Origin of the sequence: Actinophytocola sp., assembly GCF_036002505.1 — a bacterium.
Taxonomy (GTDB): domain Bacteria; phylum Actinomycetota; class Actinomycetes; order Mycobacteriales; family Pseudonocardiaceae; genus DASYTH01.
Genome location: NZ_DASYTH010000398.1, coordinates 1 through 20,651, shown reverse-complemented (window position 1 = coordinate 20,651; position 20,651 = coordinate 1). Strand labels below are relative to the sequence as shown.

Sequence of the window (20,651 nt, the reverse complement as noted above, 5' to 3'; positions counted from 1 at the left end):
GCTGTCCTCGTGCGACTGGCCGAGGTTTTCGAACGCGCGATTGGCAGTGGCGGTGCGATCGAGTTTCGCGCCTACGACGGAACCCGCGCCGGGCAGCCGGACGCGCCGGTGCGCCTGGAGGTGCGCTCGCCACTCGCCCTGTCCCACCTGGCCTCCGCCCCCGGAGAGTTGGGGCTGGCCCGGGCCTACGTGAGCGGCCACCTGGACATCGCCGGCGACATGTACACGGCGCTGTCCAGCATGGCGTCCAGCACGCTGGAAGGCATACCCGCCAAAGTGAAGGCGGAGCTCGCGCTCCGGCTGGGCTGGTCGCGGCTCTGGTGGCCGGTGCGCCGGCCCGCGGCGGAGTCCCGGCTGCACGGCCGGCGGCACTCCAAGGCCCGGGACCAGGCCGCGATCGCGCACCACTACGACGTGTCGAACCGGTTCTACGAATGGGTTCTCGGGGAGTCGATGGCCTACACCTGTGCGGTGTACCCGACCGAGGAGGCCACGCTCGAGGAAGCCCAGTGGACCAAGCACGATCTTGTCGCCCGCAAGCTCGGGCTGGTTGAGGGAATGCGGCTGCTCGACGTCGGCTGCGGCTGGGGCGGCATGGTCATGCACGCGGCCCGGCACTACGGCGTACGTGCCCTCGGCGTGACGTTGTCCCGCCGGCAAGCCGAATGGGCGCAGAAGGCCATCGCCGAGGCCGGCCTGTCCGAGCTCGCCGAGGTGCGCCACCTCGACTACCGCGACGTCACCGAGTCCGATTTCGACGTGGTCAGCTCGATCGGCCTCACCGAGCACATCGGCGCGGCCAATCTCCCGGCATACTTCCAGTTCCTGCGCGGAAAGCTGCGCCCCGGCGGCCGGCTGCTCAACCACTGCATCACCCGCCCGGACAACCGCCAGCCCCCGCACACCGGTGGCTTCATCAACAACTACGTGTTCCCCGACGGCGAGCTGGAAGGCCCGGGTCGGATCCTCTCCGAGATGCACGACAACGGCTTCGAGGTGCGGCACGAGGAGAACCTCCGCGAGCACTACTCCCGCACCCTGGCCGCCTGGTGCGCCAACCTCGACAAGCACTGGGACGACGCCGTCCGCGAGGTCGGCGAAGGCCGCGCCCGGGTCTGGCGGCTGTACATGGCGGCGTCACGCCTCGGCTTCGACCGCAACACCATCCAGCTGCACCAGGTTCTCGGCGTGCGCCTGGATGGAGATCGGTCGCACATGCCGCTGCGCCCCGACTGGTAAGTATTCCTACTCGTTTCCGTAACCATCTGGCTCCGACCCGTGATGAGGTGCGTCACAATGACGGCCAGTGGGAGCGAGGGGACGAGATGGACGGGTTCACGGTCAAGCCGGAGGTTCTGCAAACGGCGGCGGTCGAGTTGTGCGGCATCGCGGAGCAGGTCCTTCGCGACGCCGCGGTGTTCAGCGGGGTCCAGGACGCCATGAACGACCAGGCTCCTGGCTTCGACCTGATGCGGGCGGCCGCGGAGTGCGAGTCGAGCTGGCAGCAGGCGATCCAGACCCAGGCGGCCAAACTGGCCGTGGACGGCGACACGCTGGACCTCAACGCGGCCAGGTACCTTGCCACCGAAGTGAGCAACACTCATGCCCTCGGAGGCCGGTGATGGTGTCCTTCGCCGACCTCCGGGACATCGACCCCTACGTGTTCCGCCAGGGCGAGTCCGCCTGGTTCGACATGTACAACACCATCAAGGAACGCGGCTACGACGTCCGCCGTGCTGTGGACAAGCTCGAAGCGTGGACCGGTGCCGCGGCCGACGCGGGCAAGGCCACTTTCCGCGAGCACGAACAGCGTTTCCTGGCCGGCGCGGACGCCCTGCACGCGGCATACCTGCTTCTCCGCCAGGCCGGCGACCGCATCGGCGCGGCTCACGCGAGAATCGCCGAAGGCGCCGCCGAGGTCGGCTACTGGAGCCTGACCGTGGCCGCCGACGGCACGATTACCGACCACCACAGCCGCACCCGCTACGGCGATGAAGCGGCGCAGATCCGGGACGTCATCGCCAAGTACCAGCCCGTTTTCCACGCGGCGATGGCCGAGGCCAACCAGGCCGACGCCGAGATCGCGGCGGCCCTCCGCAACCTCACCGCCGAGGCGGTCGGCCTCGCCGCGCCCGGGGGTGATGCGACCACGACCGCCGCCGCAACGGCGATCCCGCCGCGCGGCACCGCTCCCACCGACGTCAAGAAATGGTGGGATTCCCTCTCCCCGATGCAACAGGAATCTCTGCTCTTCACCCGCGCCGCCGAGCTCGGCGCGCTCGACGGGGTTCCGGCGCTGGCTCGGGACCGCGCCAACCGCCTCCGCCTCACCGAGGAGAAATCCGAACTGCTCGCCGACCAGCAACGTCTCCTCGCCAAACACCGCACCCACGACGAGGAACTCTGGCTGAAACAGGTCACCGACAAGCTCCACGGCATCGACGACATCGAGAAGCGGCTGAACTTCATGGCCCCCGCCGAAGCCTTCCTCCTCGCCGTCGACGGCCAGGGAAACGGCCGAGCCATCATCGCCTCCGGCAACCCCGACACCGCCACCAACGTCGCCACCTACATTCCCGGCACCGGCGCCAACCTCGCCAATGTCGGCGGCGACATCAATCGTTCGGATCTGATGCTTCAAGCCGCGGCGAATGCGGGCTCACCGTCGACTGCCGTCATCACTTGGGTTGGCTATGAAGCCCCGCAGAACGTCGTCCCCGAGGCCGCCGAGGAGCAGTTCGCCGACGGCGCCAAGAAGAATCTCGATCGTTTTCAGGACGGCCTACGGGCCACCCACGAGGGTGCCCCTTCTCACAACACCGTTCTTGGTCACAGCTACGGTTCCACCGTCATCGGGCACGCCGCGCGCGACGAGGGGCTCAACGCCGACGAACTGGTTTTCGTTGGCAGCCCTGGGGTCGGAGTCGGCAATGCCGGCGGGCTGAACTTTCCGACCGACCACATCTACGCCACGGTCGCTGATCACGACATCATCCACATGTCCAACATCGAGGATCCGCACGACGTACACGGTCCGGATCCCGCTGGGACGCAGTTCGGTGCGCACGTCTTCGCATCCGCCCCTGGCACCGCGGGACCCTGGTACACCGGAGGCTACAGCGGAGCGGCCCACAGTCAATATTGGGGCACCACGAATCCCGCCCTCGAGAACATGGGGAAGATCATCGCCGGCCAGGTGCCTGATGCGCACTAGTCGAAAATTCGGGCTTTTCGTCGGGCTCGTTGCCGTCCTTGTCACAGCGTGCGGTTCTCGGGAGGAGCCCATGCAGAACACCATCACGATCAGTCAAGCTGAGCAGCGCGCTGAGGATTACGCGCAGTGGTTCCTCGAGACCCTTCCCGCGCCGGCGCGGCCAGAGATGACCTTCCGGCAGAATTCGGACTGTGCCGACCCCACTGATGGCGGCCCGCCGGGACGGGTCTTCGCCTCTTTGGTGTACCAGGTCCATGATGTGCCTGCCGGTGAAGTCGACAACTACTTCCAGGCGGCCCAGCAATGGTGGACCTCACACGAATTCCGGGTGACCAACAACTGGAGGTCTGGTGATCGGAGCCTGAGGGTGGAAAACACGAAGGATTCATTCCGAATGGCTCTGACGACCAACGATGCTGGACTGATGATCCTCGCCGCTGACTCGCCTTGTGTGTGGCCGAATGGGCGGCCGAGGGGTTAGGGTTTGCGGCCGATGGCGGCGACGGTGATGGCGCGTTCGGGGTGGTCGCCGATGTCGTCGGGGGAGTCCGGGCGCCATTGTGGGGTCCAGACCAGGCCGGGTTCGAGCAGTTCGGTGCCGGCCATGAGGTCCAGGATCTCCTGGCGGGTGCGGCGGACGCCGGGGGTGGGGGTTCGCTGGTAGGAGTCGGCGACCGCGGCGGCGGTGGGGGTCTCGATGCAGCCGTGGGAGACCACGAAGTAGCTGCCGGGTGCCATGGTCTTCAGATACCGCTGGATGGCCGAGTCGGGGTCCGGGACGAAGTGCAGCACGGCCAGCATGAGCAGGGCCATCGGCTGGGTGAAGTCGAGTAACCGGTTCGCCGACTCGGAGTTCAGGATGGTGTCCGGGTCGCACAGGTCGGCCTGCAGAATGGCGGTGCTCTCGACGCCCTCCAGGATCAGTTCGGCGTGGGCGACGGCGACCGGCTCGTTGTCGACGTAGAGCACCCGGCAGTCCGGGGCCATGCGTTGGGCGATCTCGTGCACGTTGCCGACGGTCGGGATACCGGAACCGATGTCGAGGAACTGGCGGATGCCCTGGCTCACACAGAAGCGGACGGCGCGGCCGAGAAATGCGCGGTTGCGCCGGGCCGCTTGCTCGATCTCCGGCATGACCTGCATGGCCTTTTCGGCGAACTGCCGGTCGTGCTCGAAGTTGCAGGCGCCGCCGAGGAGGTAGTCGTAGATCCGGGCGGCGTTCGGCCGGTCCAGGTCGATGTGCTGCGGAGCCCAGGGCGGTCGCTCGGCTGGCATGGCACCGATCCTAGGTCGTCAGGGTTTCCGGCCGACTCCGGCGAGCACGAGGGAGCGCTCGGGGCGGGTCGTGTCGTCGGGGGTGTCGGGGCGCCATTCGGGCGTCCAGACCAGGCCGGGTTCGACCAGGTCGGTGCCGGCCATGAGGTCCAGGATCTCCTTGCGGCTGCGGGAGAGGCCTGGGGTGGAGGTGCGCTCGTAGGTCCGGTCCTTCGCCATCGGCGTGGTCTCGATGCCGTGGTCGGTGCCGTGGGAGAGCACGAGGTAGCTGCTCGGCGCGAGCGCGCCGAGGTAGCGTTTGATCGCTGCCTGGGGGTCGGCCGAGTCGGGGACGAAGTGCAGGACGGCCACCAGGAGCAGGGCGATCGGCGCGTCGAGGTCGAGCAGGCGGTGCGCCGAGCCGGAGTTCAGGATGGTGTCCGGGTCGCACAGGTCGGCCTGCAGGATGGCCGCGTTCTCGTTTCCCTCCAGCATCAGCTCGCTGTGTGCGACGGCCACCGGCTCGTTGTCGACGTAGAGCACCCGGCACTCCGGGGCCATGCCCTGGGCGATCTCGTGCACGTTGCCGACCGTCGGAATGCCCGAACCGAGGTCGAGGAACTGCCGGATGCCGTGGCCGACGCAGTACCGGACGGCCCGGCGCAGAAAGGCGCGGTTGCGCCGGGCGGCCATTTCCGCGTCCGGCAGGATCTGCAGGAACTTGTCGGCGAACTCCCGGTCGTGCTCGAAGTTGCAGGCGCCGCCGAGGAAGTAGTCGTAGATTCGAGCGGCGTTCGCCCGGTCCAGGTCGATGTGCTGCGGAGCCCACGACGGCCGCTCGGCTGGCATGTGACCGATCCTAGCCAGTTGGCCGCGTCGCGGCGGGCGACGCAAGATGGACACGGACAGGACCGATCAGATGGAGGGCAGCCGCTGTGGTGTCAGCACTGACATCAGCATCCGCCTGGGTCTCCGCCGCCACGCCGAACGTGCTCGACAAGGTGCTGCGCGGTGGGGTCGCCGACCTTCGGCCGGTGCCGCGGACGCTGATCGACAAGGGGCCGAACCGGTGGGTGTACCGGTTCATCGCGCCCGGGCGCACGCTCGGTGGCGAGCCGGTGCTGCTGGTGCCGCCGCTGGCCGCGCCGGCGACCTGCTTCGACCTGCGGCGCGGCTGCAGCCTGGCCGAGCACCTGCTCGAGACCGGGCGCCGGCTCTACCTCGTGGATTACGGCACGGTCAGCTTCTCCGACCGCCGGCTCGGGCTCGAGCACTGGATCGACGAGGTGCTGCCGCGCACGATCCGGGCGGTCAGCGCGGACGCCGGCGGGCAGCCGGTGCATGTCGTGGCCTGGTGTCTCGGCGGGATCATGTCGCTGCTGACCCGCGCGGACCAGCCGGGGCTGCCGGTCGCCTCGATCGCGACCGTGGCCGCGCCGATCGACATGACCGCGATTCCGCTGGTCGCGCCCATCAAGCCGCTGGCCGACCTGACCAACGGCTGGATCCTGACGCCGGTCTACCGGGTGCTCGGCGGCGCCCCGCGCGCCCTGGTGAAGCGGGCGTTCCAGCTCTCCGCGTTCGACAAGATGGTCACCAAGCCGGTGGCCATCCTCTCGCATTTGGACGACCGGGAGTTTCTCGCGCAGATCGAGGCGGTGGACCGGTTCACCGACAACATGGTCGCCTACCCGGGTCGCACTTTCGGGCAGCTTTATCACCGCTTTTTCCGGGCGAACGATCTGGCCGAAGGGGAGGTCGACCTCGGCGGCCGGCGGATCTCGCTGGGCAACGTGAAGGTGCCGGTGCTCGTGGTCGCCGGCAAGGGGGACGGCATCGCCCCGCAGGCGGCCGTGCGCAGACTCGTTGACGTGCTGGAGAACGCGGCCGAGGTGCGGTTCGAGGTGTGCCCGGGCGGGCACCTCGGGGTGCTGACCGGTCGCGGCGCGCGGAGCACGACCTGGGTGCACATCGACGAGTTCCTCGCCGCCCACAATCCGGGGTGATTTGCCGCAGGGTATTCGGGCAGGTACCCAGCGAAACGGCCGGCCTGTGCGCAACGCACAACTTTGCACCTTCTTGGCGATTTCTTGACTGTGCCCGCCGGGATTCGGGCATAGTGCCCTCCGGGCAGTTGTCAACCTCTGGACATAAGGAGTCCTTCCATGCGTAAGTACGGCATTGTGCTGGCCGGCCTCGCGCTGGCCGGAACGCTCGCGGGGCCGGCCGCGGCGAGCCCGGACAGCACCGACACGGCCAGCGGCGGTGCCGCGCGAGGGTGTGCGCGCCAGTTCGACGAGACGGTGAGAAAGTTCGACGACGCGTTCCTGGGCAAGCGCCTGGACGAGTTCGTGTCGCACTATCACCAGGACGCGACCACGATCGGCACCGCGGGCGACGTGACCACGACCAACGCGCAGATCCGGAACAACTTCGCGGGCCTGTTCACGCTCGAGTTCTCCGCGGTGTTCCCGACCATCAAGAAGAACGTGGAGGGCTGCACGACCGCGGTCATCGTCAGCGACTTCACCCTGGACATCCCGTCGCTGAACTTCCACGCGCATTTCGTGAACTCGCTGACCTGGACCCGCGTGCACGGACAGTGGAAGGTGCTCAACGACCAGAACACGCCGGTTCTCTAGGCTGATCATGTGACGTACTCGGCGCTGCACGCATTGGAATGTCCCGCGTGCGGCGCCGGGTACGACCCCGAGCTGGTCAACAACCTGTGCGCGTGCGGGTCCCCGCTGTTCGCCCGGTACGACCTCGGACAGGTACGGGCCTCCCGGGAGGAGATCGCCGCCCGGCCACCGACCCTGTGGCGCTACCACGAGCTGTTGCCGGTCCGCTCCCCGTCCTCCGTGATCAGCCTCGGCGAGGGCATGACGCCACTGCTGGGCCTGCCGCGGCTGGGCGCCGAGTACGGCCTGCCGCGGTTGCTGATGAAGGACGAGGGCCTCATCCCGACCGGCTCGTTCAAGGCCCGCGGCGCCGCGGTCGGCGCGTCCCGGGCCCGCGAGCTCGGTGTCACCGGCATCGCCATGCCCACCAACGGAAACGCCGGCGCGGCCTGGGCCCAGTACGCGGCCCGCGGCGGCCTGGCGAGCCTCATCGCCATGCCGCTCGGCGCTCCTGTGATCACCCGCCGGGAGTGCGAGATCGCCGGCGCCGAACTGTATCTTTTGGACGGACACATCGGACAGTGCGGCGCACTCATCGCCGAAGAGCTGGCTACCCGCCCCGATTTCCAGGACGTCTCCACGCTGAAGGAGCCGTACCGCCTGGAAGGCAAGAAAACCATGGGCCTCGAGCTGGTCGAGCAACTCGGCTGGCGCACCCCGGACGTGATCCTCTACCCGACCGGCGGCGGTGTCGGGCTCATCGGCATCCACAAGGCGCTGGGCGAACTACGCGACCTGGGCTGGCTCACCGGCCCGTCCCCGCGCCTGGTCGCCGTCCAGTCCACCGGCTGCGCCCCGATCGTCCGCGCCTTCGAACAGCGGGCGCCGCGCGCCGAACCATGGCCCGACCCGCACACCGTCGCCTTCGGCCTCACCGTGCCCAAACCGCTCGGCGACGCGCTGATCCTGGACGCGCTGTACGCCACCGAGGGCACCGCGATCGCCGTCGACGACGAGGACACGCTGGCCGAGCAGGCCCGCTGCGCCCGGCTCGAGGGCGCCTTCATCTGCCCCGAGGGCGCCGCCACCCTGGCCGCCGCCCGTGCGCTCCGCGAGTCCGGCTGGCTCACCCCGGATGACGAGGTGGTGGTGCTCAACACCGGCGCCGGCATCAAGTACCCCTGACGAGGACAGTTGCCATTCCCGTCGGCATCCGGCCAGGTCTAAGATCCACTTGTGAATGCCGTCCTCTTGGGCTTTGTCAGCGGGATTGTCACCAGTATCATCGCGAACTTCATGTGGGGCAGGAGGCGGCGCATTCGGCTGCTCATCGCCGATTGGAAGGCGGCTCGGCTCAAGATTCTGGATTTCGACCCGACTGAGGTGGATCTCTTCGTACTCAACCGGTGGACCTTTCGACGCAGCCTCGATCGTGACAATGTCGTCATGAAGGTGGCCAACCGGCGGCCGGCGCAGGCCTGGTTCGACCAGGCCATATGGGCGGAGCTGCGCGACGAGTTCGCGCAGACACATTCCGGGGATATCGCCTACCTGGTCGACGCGACGGTAGATCATCGCGAGAGCCGGGAAGGCCGGCTGTTCCACTACACGGTGGCGGCGTGCACCTACCCGGAACATCTGGCCACGATGGAGTATCTCAAACGGCACCCCGAAGCCCGGTCGGCGATCCGGGCGGCGATGACACACGGAAGAATGATGGAGTTCGTGCACAGCGCGCCGCCGAGCTCGATCAAGGTCAATGTCGCGCTGATGACGCTGGACAACCGCTTCCTGGCGATACAGCGCTCCAGTGCGGTCGATTTCAAGCGAGGCGTCTGGACGGTCGGGCCGAACGAGACGATGCAGCTGTCCGCGTCCGAGAGGCCAGGTGGGGTCATCGAGGACCTGTTCGGGCTGAGTGAGCGGTGCCTGCGCGAGGAGCTGAACCTCGAACCGTCGGACTACGGGGACATGAACGTCTCCTGGCTCGGGTATGACGCCGGAACGGCGCAGGTGAAAGTATACTCGCAGGTGAAGACCCACCTGTCTCGGCGCGAGATCGATCGCCGAATTTCGGACGCGCACAGCCTCTATGAGGCTCAGACATTTCAATGGCTGAAGTTCGACCGCCGAACGGTTAACGATATCATCTCCAACTGGGAGACGGGTGACTCCGAAGGTCGGTGCTGGTCGGCCAGTGCGCCGCATGCGCTGCAGGAACTATGGCGTATGCGGGCTGCGCTGGAGCTGCCCGACGCCCTCTGATTATTTCAGCTCGGCGCTGGTCTTGCCGAGCAGGCGGCGGGCGACGATGAGTTGCTGGATCTGCTGGGTGCCTTCGAAGATGTCGAGGATCTTGGCGTCGCGGGCCCATTTTTCGAGGAGCGAACTCTCGGAGTAGGCGAGGGTGCCGCAGAGTTCCACGCAGCGCAGGGTGATGTCGGTGGCGGAGCGGCCGGCTTTGGCCTTGGCGTAGGAGGCGTGCAGGGAGTTGGGTTTGTTGTTGTCGGCCATCCACGCGGCTTCGAGCGTGAGCAGGTAGCTGGCCTCGAAGTCGGCTTCCATGGCGAGGAACGCGGCCGCGGCGGCATGTTGGGTGTGGGGCGGGCGGTCGTAGGAGATCTCGACGCCGGCTTCCTCAATTGTCCGGCGGGTTTCCTCGAGGGCGGCGCGGGCGACGCCGACGGCCATGGCGGCGACCAGCGGCCGCGTGTTGTCGAAGGTCTGCATGACGCCGGCGAAGCCCTGCTCGGTGTTGATCTCGGGGCTACCGAGCAGGTTCTCGCGCGGCACGCGCACGTTGTCCAGCCGGAAGTGCGCGGTGTCGGAGGCGCGGATGCCGAGCTTGTGCTCCAGGCGCACCAACTCGAAGCCCGGCGTGCCGCGTTCGACCACAAAGGACTTGATGGCGGCCCGGCCCTTCGACTTGTCGAGCGTGGCCCAGACGACGACGGCGCCGGCGCGCTCGCCGGAGGTGACGAAGATCTTCTCGCCGTTGAGCACGTAGTGGTCGCCGTCGAGCGTCGCGGTGGTGCGGATGGCCGCGGAGTCGGAGCCGCAGTCCGGCTCGGTGATCGCCATCGCCGCCCAGATGCCGGCGAACCGCTTGCGCTGCTCCTCATTGGCCACGGCGGCGATCGCGGCGTTGCCCAGGCCCTGGCGCGGCATCGACAGCAGCAGCCCGACGTCGCCCCAGCACATCTCCATCGTGCCGAGTGCGACGGCCAGGTTCGCGCCGTTGCTCACCCCGTCGCCGCCGGTGGTGCCACTACGCCGGACGCCGCCGGCCCCGGCGCCGTTTCCGGTGGCGTTCAACCCGTCCAGCAGCGCGGCGAGCGTGTCCAGCTCCGTGGGATAGGTGTGCTCGGACCGGTCGTACTTGCGCGAGTTGGGCCGGAAGAACGCCTCGGCCGCCTGATGCGCGCGGTCGACCAGCGCCTCGAACTTCTTCGGGATCTCGAGGTTGATCGTCATACCAGCACCGCACCTTCCATCAGGCCGATCGCACGCAGGTCGCGGTACCACCGCTCGACCGGGTGCTCCTTGACGTAACCGTGCCCGCCGAGCAACTGCACGCCGTCGCTGCCGATGGCCATTCCCTTGTCCGCACACAGTTTCCGGGCCAGCGCCACCTCGCGGGCGTACGGCTTGCCCTGCTCCGCCCGGCTGGCCGCGCGCAACGTCACCAGCCGCATGCCCTCCAGCTCGATGCCGATGTCGGCCACCTTGAACGCGACGCCCTGGCGGTGGCTGACCGGCTCGCCGAACGCCACCCGGTCGTTCACGTACGGGATCACGTAGTCCAGCACGGCCTGCGCGGTGCCGACGGCCAGCGCGCACCAGCCGAGCCGGGCCAGCCGCACGCATTCGGTGTACACAGTGGACTGCCCGGCGCCGAGCAGCGCGCCCGCGGGCACGTTCACCTTGTCCAGCACCAGTTTTCCGGTCGCCGCCGCGCGCAGCCCCATGCCGGGCTCGGCCTCGACGGTGATCCCCGCGGTCCCGGACTCCACCAGGAACAGGGCCGGCCCGCGCCCCTCGAGGTCGGCGGCGACGACAAGCAGCTCGGCTGCGGCGGCGCGCGGCACCAGCGACTTGACGCCGCTCAGCACGAACCCGCCGGTGGTCCGGTATGCCTTGGTACGCAAGGAGAACGGGTCGAACAGCGGCTGCGGCTCCTGGACCGCGAGGGCCGCGGCCGGCACCTGCTCGCCGACGAAGGGCGGCAGGTACGTGGCCTGCTGTTCCTCGTCGCCCCACAGCACCAGTGCGGTGCTGACCGCCGCGGGCGCGAGGCAGGCCACGGCGAGCCCGAGGTCGCCGTGCGCGAGCGCCTCGGCCACCAGCACGCTGGTCACCGCCGAGCGCTCGGTGCCCGCCCCGCCGAGCTCCTCGGGCACCCCGATCGCGGTGATCCCCAGCTCGGTCGCCAGGCGGAGCACTCCCTGCGGCGCCTCGCACTTGGCGTCCGCGTCCGCCGCGACCGGCCGGAGCTGCTCGGCGGCGAACTCCGCCACGGTGTCCCGGATGAGCTGCTGGTCCTCGGTCGGCGTCAGGTCGAACAGCCCGCGCTCGGGCGCCGGCGCGGGCCGTTGCGGCCCGGCCAGGCGCTGGGCGGCGACCCAGGTCCGCCCGGCCGCCCCGGCCGCCTGGAATCCCGCCTTGGTCACCTGCGACACGGTCCGCTCGAGCGGCCGTTTCAGCCCGAGGCGCGCCACGGCCCGGGCGCCGGCCACCCGGTTGAGGGCGGCCATCGCCGCCCCGATGGCGTTGCGTCCCAGGTCCCTGCTCGCCACGGCGCTCGCCCCTTACTCGCGGGTAACATCCGATACCTACTCTAAAGTAGGGTAGCGGGAACGCGGGCACACTGTGGGCGCACTCACCCGGTCGGGGGCTTCTTCTCCACGGGGTTGCGCAGCTCGCGGCCCTCGACGTAGCGGGACAGGTTGTCCACGAACAGCGCGACCAGCTCGTCCCGCCAGCCCACGACCTGCCCGGACATGTGCGGGGAGATCAGTACGTGCGGCATCGTCCACAGCGGCGAGCCGTCGTCCGGCTGCTCGTCGGCGAACACGTCCAGGGCCGCGCCGGCGATGACACCCCCGCGCAGCGCCCGCACCAGCTCGTCCAGCACGATCAGGCCGCCGCGGCCGATGTTGATCACGCGGGCGGTCGGCTTCATGGCGGACAGTGCCCGGTTGTCCAGCATGCCGCGGGTGTCGCCGGTCAGCGGCGCGGCCAGCACCACGTAGTCGGCGAAGCGCAGCGCGTCCAGCCACCGGTCCATCGGGACTATCTCACCGAGGTCGGGGTCACCCACCAGGCCCACGCGCCCCACACCGGTGACCACCATGCCCGCGGCGCGTAACTTCCGGCCGATCGCCCGCCCGATCGACCCGGTACCGGCCACCAGGGCGCTGCGGCCGGCGACCCGCTCGGTCTCCCGGTGCTGCCAGGTTCTGCGCTCCTGCAGCCGGACCCGGCCCGGCAGGTCCTTGGCGAAGGCCAGGATCAGGCCGAGCACGTACTCGGCGATCGGCTCGTCGAACAGCCCGCGTGAGCTGGTCACCAGCACGTCGCTGGCGATCACCTCGGGGGTCAGCAGGGCGCCCGCGCCCGCGGCGGCGGTGTGGATCCAGCGTAGGGCGTCGGCCTTGGCCCAGGCCGGGTCGAGCACCCCGGGCCGGGCCCGCCACGCGAACAGCACCTCCGACCCGGGCAGCTCGTCCTGCAGCCGGTCCGGCGAGGCGATGCGGACGACCGCCCGTTCCTTGATCGCCTGAATGCTCGGCGGCAGGTCGGGGCCGCCGAGCACTACCACGATCGGGTGAGAGCGCTGTCGCATACCGTCGATGGTGCCCCTTGGGGCAGAGGAAGGCACGCTTGTCACTATTCGAGTGCTGTCCGTAATGAGGTGGACGGGTTTGTGGACATGATCCACCACTTAGGTACGAGCATTCAAGAGCGTTCGGCAATCTCTTTTGGAAGAGTTATGTCCAGCCGTCCGAGTGTGCCCATTTTCGGTCGTTATGATCATGGCCGGCGCGCCGTCGCATGTGGTTAGTCGGCCAATTCTGTCCCAGTTGGTGGGAGCGGCGTATCCCGCCCGGCATCGGGTGTTCGGCTGGCTGCTCTCCGTGAGCACGGCGTCGTCAGATCGGTGTGAGGTCGACCGGCGCCCATGGGGTCGTGGGGTGTCTGATCAGCGGGCCCGGGCGTGGAGAAACGAATATCGGACAACTTGGTCCGCCCTGCGGGCGGTGGTTCAACGGCCCAATTCCCATTCGGACAGATCCCTCGGGCGAGATTTCCGAGCCCGACTTCGACCTTTTGTATTCGGTACCTAGGGGCGCAGGGAAAGAGGGCGCCGGACGATCATCGTTACGCCGTTCAGTCCAGACGAATCCATCAACTCGGCTCCCCCACGCATCCTGGCTGGTAGTCCCGGATCACCGGCAGACCCGTCGATAGGGACCTTGGACCCTGTCGCCCCCGCGCTTGAATGGGCAATTATCCGTCCGTGCAAGCGAAGACTCCGCCGGGAAGGGAGCCTTCACCCACCAGCATCGTCCGCGGCGTCAGCACCGTATCCGACCGACGGCGGCCTCGTTGTGGTGGTGTTTCCGACATGAGGGGTTCGCGTGAACTCGTCCGTGACGTCAACTGAGTCGCCGCTCGGATCGACGGAACCGATGTCCGCGCCGGATCCGGGTGCAAGCTCAGACGCGATCTTCGGCAGGCTGAAGAGCGCGGCGTTCCACGAGCTTGTCTCGGCGGCGCTGGCTGAGGACCCGGATGCGATCGGGACGTTATTCGTATGGATCCATCCGGCGATCATCCGCTACTGCAGGGCCAGGATCGGCCGTACCGGCGCGGCCTACTCCTCCGCCGACGACGTGGCGCAGGAGGTGTGCCTGGCCGTCCTCGGCGCGCTGCCCCGCTACGACGACGAGCCCGCGTCGTTCCTGCCGTTCGTCTACGGCATCGCCGCGCACAAGGTCGCCGACCACTACCGGCGGGCCGGCCGGGACAAGGCCGAGCCGGCCGCGGACGTCCCGGACGGGATCGACCTCGAAGCCACCCCCGAGCAGCAGACCGTGCGCGCCGACGTGCGCGCCCGGCTGGTGCGGCTACTGGACACATTGGCTCCCCGGCAGCGCGAAATCTTGGTGCTGCGCCTGGTTGTCGGGCTGTCGGCACAGGAGACCGCGGTCGCGATCGGCCTGACCGCGACCGCGGTCCGCGTCGCCCAGCACCGGGCCCTGGCCAAGCTCCGCGCCAACCTCGCCGCCAGCGAGTGGCTCTAGACCGCCCTGGCCCGTAGGTAGAGCTGGACCTCGATGCGTTCCGGCTCTGCCTGGGCCTCGAACTCCTTCAGCTCGAGCACCTCGTAGCCGGCCGCGGTGACGACGTCGCGGAGCTTGTCCGGCGGGTAGGCGGAGACGCTGGTCGGCGCGCCGAGGAAGTTGATCGGGAAGAAGTCGAAGTCGCCGTGCACCATGGAGACCAGCAGCAGCTTCGGGCCGCGCAGGTGCGCCCGGGCGGCCGCCAGCAGGGGCGGGATGTCGCCGCGGGGGATCATGAGCAGGGCGAAGAACGCCACCACCGCGTCGAACTCACCGAGGTCGCCGAGCTCCCGCAGGTCCTGGTGCAGGTACGTGCCGCCAGAGGCCTGCTGCTCGGCGAGCTCCAGCATGACCGGTGACTCGTCGACGCCGACCACCTCGACCCCGGCGTCCAGCAGCTGCCGGGCGGTGGGCAGCCCGCTGCCGCACCCCAGGTCGAGCACGCGTGCCTGCTCCGGAAGCTGCTCGATCAGCCACGCCCCCTCCGCGAGCTGAACATCCCGTTCCACGAAGGACTCGTCGTACCGTTTCCCGATCAGATCAAAGGCCGGCACTTGCTGTTCGGTAGCCACCGGCACAGCATGCCGTGCCCGCCACCCCCGGTCCATCGACCGTCCGTCTCATTCGAGCACGCACACGGTCCGCGTTTGCGCCGTTCGGCGGAGTGACAGCGCCAGGGTGGATACCCCATTGTTCGTTTGGTAGCGCGGTTGTGGGAGGCCGCGCCGAACTCTCTGGGGGTTTTCCGTGCCCGCTCGCGCGCGCTGGTTTCTGCTTGCCCTGGTTTCCTGCCTGGCAATCTCCGGAGTTGAAGCGGTGAATGGTCCGGTATTGACGGCGCGTGCCGCTCCGTCGCCCGCCGTCGACCCGCGGGACGTGCCCCTGCTGCCGAGCCAGCCGCCCGCGCCGGAGCCGACCGCACCGGCCGATCCACACGCGAACTTCGCGCCGCTGGCCGGAGGACGGCATTTCGACGCGCTGCGCTCTCAGGTGGCGACCCGCTCGTTGTTTGCCACGGAGTATGCGAACCCGGATGGCACGCGGACCTTGAGGCAGTCCTCGGTTCCGGTGAACGCGCGGGATTCGAGGGGGGTGTGGCAACCCGTCGACACCGGCCTGCGGACCGAGGCGGGCCGGGTGCGGGTGAACCGGCATCCGCTGAACCCCTCACTGGCCACCCGGGCCGACGACCCGGCGCTGGTCTCGGTGGAGGTGGACGGCGTGCGGGCGTCGCTGGCGCTGGAGGGCGCCGCCGGCAGGGCCGCGAGTGTGGAGGGCAGCCGGGTCGGCTACGCCGGGGTGCTGCCGGAGACCGATCTGGGCTACGAGATCACCGCGGGTGCGGTGAAGGAGACCGTGCGGTTGACCCGGCCCGGCGCGTCGTCGTGGCGCTTCCGGTTGCGCACCAACGGGTTGACCCCGGGCCTGACGCCCGACGGCGCGGTGGCCCTTGTCGACGGAGCCGGCCAGGCCCCGATCGTGCTGCCGCCGGTCGAAACCTGGGACTCGAGCGGCACCGCGGACCGTCCCCCGGCGTTGACCGGCGGCCGGTACTCCGTGGAGAAGTCCGCGGACGGCTGGGTGCTCACGGTTTCGGTGGACGAGACGTGGCTGCGGGACCCGAAGCGGGTCTACCCGGTGAGTGTCGATCCGACGTTCTCCGTCGGTGACGACATCTCCATCGCCTACAAGTCTGACGGGGCCACCTGCACCAACTGCGGTTTGAAGATCGGCAACCCGCTGGATCAGGGAAAGGTGTGGCGCAGCGCGTTTCATTTCGACGTGTCGCCGTTGTTCGGCCGGACGGTGGTCTCCGCGCGGATGGACGTGGTCAACCAGCGCGGCCCGGCGGTGGTGGACCGGACGTTCAACGCGGATCTGTATCACGCCTGCTGTCCGGTGGGGTTCGGCGGTGTTGGGGCGTATCTGGGCAGCGCGCTGGTGGGTCAGGTCGGCCGGTTCGATCAGTTCACCTGGTTTCTGCGCAGTCAGGTGGAAGCCGGGCGCGCCGACGCGTGGTATCTGCTGGTGGGTTCGGAGATCCCGGACGTGTGGACCTACAAGAACCTTGCGGTCACCCTGTCGGTGGACCTCGGGACCGCCCCGCCTGTGGCCGCGCTGGTGGCGCCCGCGGACAACAGCGTGGTGACGACGCTTACCCCGGCGCTGTCGGTCAGCCCGGTGTCCGATCCGGACGGTGATCCGGTTTCCTACTGTTTCAAGGTGGCCACCGGCAGCGATGGCAAGTCGGGGGTCGTGGTGGACTCCGGCTGCCTGCCTGGTCCTTCGTGGACGGTGCCCGTGGGGGTGCTGCAGGACGGGGTGGCCTATACCTGGACGGCCAGCACGTTCAGCGGGATCACGACGGCCGCTCCGCCGTGGGCCGGGCATTTCCGGGTGGATCAGCGGATTGGCGACCGGGGCCCGGCGCCGGTGGACACACTGGGTCCGGTCTCGGTGAACCTGGCCAACGGCAACGTGACCACCTCGTCCGGGTCGCCGACGTTCACCACGGTCGGCGGCACCGCCGGGGTGACGCTGACCTACAACTCCCAGCAGCAGGACGCCAAGGGCCTGCGGGCGTCGTACTTCAACGACCTGTCGCACAACGGGAACATCGATCCCGCCCAGCAACCGGTGCTGGTGCGCACCGAGCCGCAGGTCAACGTGGACTGGGTGCTGGATTCGCCGTTCGCCCCGGCCCTGGGCGCGGACTGGTTCGTGGTGCGCTGGGAGGGCTTCTTCCAGGCACCGGCCGCGGGTAGCTACCAGTTCGCCGGCTGGCACGACGACATGCTCAAGATCTGGGTCAACAACACCCAGGTCTACAACGTGGGCTGCTGCAGCGACGTGAACTGGTCGCAGTCCACCGCAGTCACCTTGACGGCGGGGCAGCGGGTGCCGGTCAAGGTGGAACTGGCCGAGCAGACCGGTTTCGCCTACCTGCGGCTGTTCACCCAGACCACCGACGGCACCACCGTGCCGCCGCAGATCATCCCCGCCGACTGGCTTTCGCCCAGCGACTCCCCACCACTACCGAAGGGCTGGACGCTGTCCGCCGATCTTGACGGCACCGGCGCCACCTACACCCAGGCCGTGAGCACCGACCAGACCGTCGTGCTCACCGACGCCACCGGCGCCAAGCACACCTGGACCAGGAGGTCCGCAGGCGGCTACGCACCCCCCGACGGGGAGGACGGCATCCTCGCCCTCGACACCGCGGGCCGCATCACCCTGTCCGAGGGCGCGGACGTGTACGTGTTCCGCGCCGACGGCAAGCTGGAAACCCAGAGCTCGGCACTGGACTCGCGGCACCCGGCCGCACTGCAGAACCTCTACGACGGCACCCCGTCCCGGCTGCGGGAGATCCGCGACCCCGTCTCCGGCCGCTCGCACGTGCTGCACTACAACCGGCCCGGCGACGACTGCTATGGCTCCACCAGTCCGCCGCCCGGCGCGGACAACGCCGCGCCGCCGCAGATGCTGTGCCGCGTCACCTACTGGGACGGAACCGAAACCCGCCTGTGGTACCAGGGCGGCCGGCTGGAGCGGATCGAGGATCCTGGCGCTGAGGAAAGCGACTACCTCTACGACAGCGCCGATCGCGTCGTCGCCGTCCGGGATCCCCTCGCCCTGGACTGGGCCGCCGTGGACCCGCCGAACCGCAACACCATTGGCACCTACACCGTCATCGGGTACACGGTGGTTAACGGTCGGGTCCAAGGCTTCCAGCTCACCGCGCCCGAACCGGCACCCGGCCGGCCGAGACCGCGCCGCACCTACCGCTTCGCTCAGGCCGGCCGTCAGACCTTTGTCGACGTCGACGGCCTGTCCCCGGCCGCCGGGTTCTTCACCAAGGTCGTCTACGACGACGTCTACCGTCTACTGTCCACAACAGACGCCACCGGACACACCAGCTCGCAAACATGGAGCGTCAAGGACCAACTGCTCACCTCGACCGACCCGGCCGGGCGGACGTCCACCACCGTCTACGACTATGCCGACCGCCCCACCGACACCTACGGACCCGCCCCCGCGTCCTGCTTCACCGGCCAACTCCCCACCACCGCCTGCGCGAACACCGTGCCCCACCAGCACACCAGCTACGACGAAGGCCTGCCCGGGCTGTCCATGGCCCTCTACGACAACACCGGCCTCACCGGCACACCCAAGGTCTACGCCACCTGGTCCGGCGACTCCAGCGGCCGGATGATCGCCGGCTGGGACGGCACCACCCCACCGGCGCCCGGCATCCCACCCACCGGCTTCTCCGTGCGGTTTACCGGAGAAATCCAACTGCCCGACACCGGCACCTACCAGCTCGCGCCGCTGTCCGACGACGGCGTCCGGATCTGGATCGACGACCAACTCGTCGTCAACGGCTGGGTCGACCAATCACCCACCAAGGTCACCGGCAGCTACACCAACACCACTGCCGGCACCATCCACCGCATCCGCGTCGACTACTTCAACAACGCCGCCTCCGGGGTACTGCAGCTGAACTGGGCCCGCCCCGGCCAGGCCGAGGAGAACATCCCCGCCCAGTACGTGCACCCCCGCTACGGCCTGACCACCTCCTCCACCACCACCGAATCCGACAGTGTCCCCGACCAGACCACCACCACCCGCTACGACGGGCTCGGCCTGGACCCGGTGTACGGGCTGGCCACCTCCACCACCACCGGCGGCCTGTCCCGCAACACCAGCTACGAACCGCCCGGCACGGGCTACCTGCGCCGCACCGCACACGACCTGCCCACCAGCGCCCACACCACCTACACCTACTACGGCGACACCGAAACCCGCACCAACCCCTGCATCCCAGGTAGCCCCGCCGTCAACCAGGGCGGCCTGGCCAAACGCAGCACCGGGCACACACCCGCCACCGGACCGTCCCGGGTGGACGAACAGGTCTATGACGCCTCCGGCCGGGTGGTGGCCAAGTCCACCGCCGGCGACTGGGCCTGCACCGGCTACGACGCCCGCGACCGCGTCGTGTCCCAAACCTTCCCCGGCACCCCGGCTCGCACGGTGACGACGAACTACGCGGTGGGTGGTGATCCGCTGACCACTTCGGTATCGGACGATCGCGGCACCATCACCACCCGCATGGATCTGCTCGGCCGCGTCGTGTCCTATGTGGACGTTTATGGTTTGCGCACCGACACCGGCTACGACCAGGCCGGCCGGGTGGTCTCCGAAACCGTCACCCCACCCAACCCGGCCGACCCGCCCCAGACCAGCACCTACACCTACGACGACGCCGGCCGCATCCTCACCCACCGCCTCGGCACCACCACCTTGGCCACCCCCAGCTACGACGCGGCCGGCGAACTCGCGTCGGTGACCTACGCCAACGGTTCGTCGCTCTCGGCGGTCGGTAGGGACCCGGCCGGCCGGGTGACGTCGTTGACGTGGCGCACCAGTGATCAGGTTTCGGTGATCTCGACAGTGGGTCGCACCCGTGCGGGCACGGTGGTCGATGAGTCCCTGGGCGGCATCGATGCGCGCCCGAATGCGCCGAACTATGTCTACGACGCGGTGGGTCGGTTGACCCAGGCGTGGGTGAGCGGTCACCACTACAGCTATGACTTCACCTCGCTGGCGCCGGCCGGTTGCCCGTCGGGTACGCAGGGCACCGCCGGGATGAACACCAACCGTGTTCACCTGCTTGACCAGACCTCGACAGGCACGATCGACACCGGTTACTGCTACGACGCCGCCGACCGCCTGCTGGCCACCACCGCCACCAACCCGATCACCACCATCAGCTACGACAGCCACGGCAACACCCAGGGTTGGAGCCAGGGCAGTGCCACCACGACTCTGGGTTGGGACGGCGCCGGCCGCAACACCACCGCGAGGGTGACCGGCCCGGACCCGGCCGAGGTCTCCTATACCCGCGACGCGACCAACCGCATCGTGCGCCGCGACGCCTCCACCGGCGACACCACCACCACCGTCATCTACACCTACACCAGTAGCGGCGACACCGCCGACATCACCCTCGACGCCACCCAACGCCTGCTCACCCGCACCATCGTGTTGCCCGGCGGGGCCCTCTACACCCTGCACGGCGGCACCACCCCGTCAACGTGGGACCATCCGTCTGTGCGCGGCGACCTGTGTTTGACCACCGATCAGGCTGGTCATCAATCCGGCCCGCTGCGCACCTACACCCCGTTCGGTGACCCGCTCACCCCCACCGGCACCCTC

16 protein-coding genes are annotated in these 20,651 nt (G+C 68.9%); 10 read left to right on the top strand and 6 right to left on the bottom strand.

Annotation, left to right across the window (positions count from 1 at the left end; genetic code table 11):
* The first annotated feature begins 9 nt into the window (after positions 1–9).
* From VGR06_RS34565 to VGR06_RS34550, 4 genes are all read left to right on the top strand, one after another.
* A complete protein-coding gene (locus VGR06_RS34565) occupies positions 10–1,239 on the top strand; it encodes a cyclopropane-fatty-acyl-phospholipid synthase family protein (RefSeq protein WP_327563399.1) in 1,230 nt (409 codons plus the stop codon).
* Between the two features lie 86 nt (positions 1,240–1,325).
* Positions 1,326–1,622, top strand: coding sequence for a hypothetical protein (locus VGR06_RS34560; protein WP_327563398.1), 297 nt, complete (start codon positions 1,326–1,328; stop codon positions 1,620–1,622).
* A 2-nt stretch (positions 1,623–1,624) separates the two neighbouring features.
* Entirely contained in the window at positions 1,625–3,214 is a 1,590-nt protein-coding gene (locus tag VGR06_RS34555) for an alpha/beta hydrolase (RefSeq protein ID WP_327563397.1), read from the top strand.
* A 70-nt stretch (positions 3,215–3,284) separates the two neighbouring features.
* Positions 3,285–3,695: a hypothetical protein gene (locus tag VGR06_RS34550; RefSeq protein WP_327563396.1), complete on the top strand. Its 411-nt coding sequence runs from the start codon at positions 3,285–3,287 to the stop codon at positions 3,693–3,695.
* On the opposite strand, the gene VGR06_RS34545 is transcribed toward VGR06_RS34550, so the two are convergent.
* Positions 3,692–4,489, bottom strand: a complete 798-nt coding sequence (locus tag VGR06_RS34545; protein WP_327563395.1) for an SAM-dependent methyltransferase — start codon at positions 4,487–4,489, stop codon at positions 3,692–3,694. The two genes, VGR06_RS34550 and VGR06_RS34545, sit on opposite strands and share 4 nt — an antisense overlap.
* An 18-nt stretch (positions 4,490–4,507) precedes the next feature.
* A complete protein-coding gene (locus VGR06_RS34540) occupies positions 4,508–5,317 on the bottom strand; it encodes an SAM-dependent methyltransferase (protein WP_327563394.1) in 810 nt (269 codons plus the stop codon).
* Between the two features lie 98 nt (positions 5,318–5,415).
* Between VGR06_RS34540 and VGR06_RS34535 the strand changes: the two genes are divergently transcribed.
* From VGR06_RS34535 to VGR06_RS34520, 4 genes are all read left to right on the top strand, one after another.
* Positions 5,416–6,474, top strand: a complete 1,059-nt coding sequence (locus tag VGR06_RS34535) for an alpha/beta fold hydrolase (protein ID WP_327563419.1) — start codon at positions 5,416–5,418, stop codon at positions 6,472–6,474.
* Positions 6,475–6,633: 159 nt separating this feature from the next.
* Positions 6,634–7,110 (top strand): nuclear transport factor 2 family protein, encoded by a 477-nt coding sequence (locus VGR06_RS34530; RefSeq protein ID WP_327563393.1) that lies wholly within the window; start codon positions 6,634–6,636, stop codon positions 7,108–7,110.
* A 9-nt stretch (positions 7,111–7,119) separates the two neighbouring features.
* Positions 7,120–8,274, top strand: coding sequence for a threonine synthase (locus tag VGR06_RS34525; protein ID WP_327563392.1), 1,155 nt, complete (start codon positions 7,120–7,122; stop codon positions 8,272–8,274).
* 51 nt (positions 8,275–8,325) lie between these two features.
* The gene (locus VGR06_RS34520) at positions 8,326–9,354 is read left to right on the top strand and encodes a hypothetical protein (protein ID WP_327563391.1); all 1,029 of its coding nucleotides are present in this window, start codon (positions 8,326–8,328) and stop codon (positions 9,352–9,354) included.
* On the opposite strand, the gene VGR06_RS34515 is transcribed toward VGR06_RS34520, so the two are convergent.
* From VGR06_RS34515 to VGR06_RS34505, 3 genes are all read right to left on the bottom strand, one after another.
* On the bottom strand, positions 9,355–10,563 hold the full coding sequence (locus tag VGR06_RS34515; protein ID WP_327563390.1) for an acyl-CoA dehydrogenase family protein: 1,209 nt from the start codon (positions 10,561–10,563) through the stop codon (positions 9,355–9,357).
* Positions 10,560–11,855: an acyl-CoA dehydrogenase family protein gene (locus VGR06_RS34510; RefSeq protein WP_327563418.1), complete on the bottom strand. Its 1,296-nt coding sequence runs from the start codon at positions 11,853–11,855 to the stop codon at positions 10,560–10,562. The genes VGR06_RS34515 and VGR06_RS34510 overlap by 4 nt, the downstream gene beginning before the upstream one ends.
* Before the next feature lie 113 nt (positions 11,856–11,968).
* Positions 11,969–12,934, bottom strand: coding sequence for a D-2-hydroxyacid dehydrogenase (locus tag VGR06_RS34505; protein ID WP_327563389.1), 966 nt, complete (start codon positions 12,932–12,934; stop codon positions 11,969–11,971).
* 847 nt (positions 12,935–13,781) lie between these two features.
* Here VGR06_RS34505 and shbA point away from each other — a divergent pair.
* Positions 13,782–14,396, top strand: coding sequence for an RNA polymerase sigma factor ShbA (gene shbA, locus VGR06_RS34500; RefSeq protein ID WP_327563388.1), 615 nt, complete (start codon positions 13,782–13,784; stop codon positions 14,394–14,396).
* On the opposite strand, the gene VGR06_RS34495 is transcribed toward shbA, so the two are convergent.
* The gene (locus tag VGR06_RS34495) at positions 14,393–15,007 is read right to left on the bottom strand and encodes a class I SAM-dependent methyltransferase (protein ID WP_327563387.1); all 615 of its coding nucleotides are present in this window, start codon (positions 15,005–15,007) and stop codon (positions 14,393–14,395) included. The genes shbA and VGR06_RS34495 overlap by 4 nt on opposite strands.
* 259 nt (positions 15,008–15,266) lie before the next feature.
* Between VGR06_RS34495 and VGR06_RS34490 the strand changes: the two genes are divergently transcribed.
* The coding region (locus VGR06_RS34490; protein WP_327563386.1) for a PA14 domain-containing protein at positions 15,267–20,651 on the top strand (5,385 nt) is incomplete at its 3' end.